Annotated in this window: 2 protein-coding genes; both read right to left on the bottom strand. The window is 64.0% G+C overall.

What is annotated here, in order from left to right:
- Positions 1 to 204: 204 nt before the first annotated feature.
- Positions 205 to 1,008: an IS21-like element helper ATPase IstB gene (gene istB / locus RCH09_RS19510; protein WP_326942805.1), complete on the bottom strand. Its 804-nt coding sequence runs from the start codon at positions 1,006 to 1,008 to the stop codon at positions 205 to 207.
- Positions 1,001 to 2,524 (bottom strand): IS21 family transposase, encoded by a 1,524-nt coding sequence (istA, locus tag RCH09_RS19505; protein ID WP_326942804.1) that lies wholly within the window; start codon positions 2,522 to 2,524, stop codon positions 1,001 to 1,003. Before istA ends, istB begins: the two co-directional genes overlap by 8 nt.
- Between the last annotated feature and the right edge of the window lie 115 nt (positions 2,525 to 2,639).

Below are 2,639 nucleotides of genomic sequence, written 5' to 3'. Positions count from 1 at the left end.
TGTTCGCGCCGACCCAATATTGATCCACCGTGCCGATCGAAATTTGACCCAGGGCTGGGCGCTGCGTTGTTGAATAGCAGCTGTGGATAAGTGTACCAAATAAATAAGGGGAATTCGCGGAGGGCGTAGCCCGGAGCGACTTCCCTTTCGTCTTGATTTTCTGATTTAATCGTATAAACGGTTTATCCTATTATTGGGTCTTGTTCACGTTCCCTTCTCGCTGGGCGCCTGGTCGCCGCCTTTCCGCTTCTGCTCGCGCGCTTTGATTCTGCCCTTGGCGGCCAAGCTGCTGTGCTGGAAACGGTACGATTCATTGCCCGTTTCGACGATGTGGCAGTGGTGCGTGAGACGGTCGAGCAACGCCGTGGTCATCTTGGCGTCGCCGAACACGTTCGACCATTCGGCGAAGCTGAGGTTGGTCGTGATGACGACGCTGGTGTGCTCGTACAGCTTCGACAGCAAATGGAACAGCAAGGCGCCGCCGGCTTGGCTGAACGGCAGATACCCGAGCTCGTCGAGGATGACCAGGTCCATGCGCAGCAACGACAGCGCCAGTCTGCCAGCCTTGCCGTCGCGCTTTTCGCGCTCGAGCACATTGACCAGATCGACCGTCGAGTAGAAGCGCACGCGCTTTCCCTTCGCCGCGATGCCCGACACCGCGATGGCCGTGGCCAGGTGGGTCTTGCCGGTGCCCGGACCACCGATGAGCACGACGTTCTGGGCCGTGTCGGTGAACTCCAGCATGGCGAGCTGACGCACCAGCGGCTGGTCGACCTTGGAAGCGTCGAAGTTGAAACCGGCCAGATCGCGATGCAGGGGGAATTTGGCGGCAAACATCTGGTGGCTTACCGAACGCATGGCCCGGTCGGTGTTCTCCGCTTGCAGCAGGTGCTCGACCAACCAGCGCGACGCACCGACCCCGCTCGCGTCCTGCTCGGCCAGGTCGGCCCACGCGCTGGCCATGCCATGCAAACGCAGGTCCTTCAGTTCGGCGCTCACGTCACGCATGGCCGGCCTCCACGACGTCAGCCGCGTTGCCGCTCACGCGCAGGCTGTCGTAGCGGCCTGTGTTGGCCAGCGGCGCTTCCTTGAGCTGCAAACTGGTTTCGACCGACGCCGGGGCCGGCGCGGCGTTGAGCCGGGCCAGGACGTTCTCGACATGCTCGGCACTGAGCACGCCCGACTCGACCACCAGTTCAACGGCCACCAACACCGCGACCAGGCCCGCAGTGGGCACGGCGGCGAGCACTTGCGCCATCACCTTGTCGCCGCCCGCGTGGCGCATCAGCCCCTGCTTCAAGCGCATCAGTGGCACGGGCATGTCGGCGAACGGAGCGCCGTTGCGCAGCGCCCCCGGCTTGCGCTGCACCAGCGGGATGTAGTGCTCCCAGTCGTAGCGCACCTGGCCGCGATCGGCGAGGCGCTCATGGCTGGCGGCGATCACATCGCCGGCGACGATGCAGACCTGGCCCGGATAGAGCCGCGTGCTGACCAGTTGGCCCGCCAGCTCGCACGGCACCGAGTAGCGGTTGCGGTCAACCGTCACCAAGCAGGTGCTCGACACCCGCGACGGTTTCTCCACGTAGCCGTCGAACGGCGTGGGCATCGGCATCATCTGCGACTGCTCCTGTTCAAGCACGTCGGCCACGCTCAGGGCCGGATACTCGGGGTGGCGCAGCTCGCTCCAGAGTGCCCGGCAGCGCGCCGCGAGCCACACGTTGAGCTCGGCGAACGACGCGAACTGGCGCGTTTGCGCGTCGATCCAGATGCGCCGCCGGCTGTCCTGCACGTTCTTCTCGACCACGCCCTTTTCCCAGCCAGAGGCGACGTTGCAGAAGTCGGCGTCGAACAGGTAGTGCGCGCACATGACGGCGAAGCGCGCGTTGACGATGCGGCCCTTGCCCTTGTTGACCTTGTCGACGGCCGTTTTCATATTGTCGTAGATGCCGCGCCGTGGCACGCCGCCGAGCGCGGCGAATGAACGGGTGTGGGCGTCGAACAGCATTTCGTGGCCCTGGCTCGGGTAGGCGACCAGCCAGAACGCGCGGCTGGCGCACAGCTTCAGATGGGACACCTGCATGCGCCGGTAGATGCCGCCGACGACCAGGCCTTCCTCGCTCCAGTCGAACTGGAAGGCTTCGCCCTGCTCGAAGCTGAGCGGCACGAAGGCGTGCGGCGCGTTGCCCTCGCGCCCGCGCCACGCGCGCGTGAAATCGGTGACGCGGCTGTAACTGCCGGCGTAGCCATCGGCCCTGATCTGGACGAACAGCGCTTTACCGGTACGGCGGTTCTGCTTGCTACGGTGGGCATCGGCCTTGAGCGCCAACTCCAGCGTGGCGTGAAACGGCGTGAGCTTGTTGGGCACCTCGCCACGTCGGTAGCGAGGCGGTGCGAGCACTTCGGCCTCCGGTTGTCGAAGCCACTTGCGCAGCGTGTTGCGGGACAGCCCCGTGCGCTTTGAGATCTCGTGCAGCGACAGCTTGTCGCGCAAATGCATACGTCGAACCTTGCCTAACATTTCCATGGTGATCACCTGTTTTTCTCCCGCCTAATAATTAGGCAGGAGTAGTAGAACACCTGGGTCAGTTTTCAGTCGGCACAACGCCTACAAGTGGGTCAGTTTTCGGTCGGCGCCAACA

The organism is Actimicrobium sp. GrIS 1.19 (assembly GCF_035984655.1).
Taxonomy (GTDB): domain Bacteria; phylum Pseudomonadota; class Gammaproteobacteria; order Burkholderiales; family Burkholderiaceae_D; genus Actimicrobium.
The sequence above is the reverse complement of the archived record's forward strand: the minus strand, read 5'-3'. Positions and strand labels throughout refer to the sequence as shown.

Coding starts and splice junctions, on each gene's coding strand:
- istA (WP_326942804.1), bottom strand. CDS start 2,524: ATGGAAATGTTAGGCAAGGTTCGACGTATGCATTTGCGCGACAAGCTG.
- istB (WP_326942805.1), bottom strand. CDS start 1,008: ATGCGTGACGTGAGCGCCGAACTGAAGGACCTGCGTTTGCATGGCATG.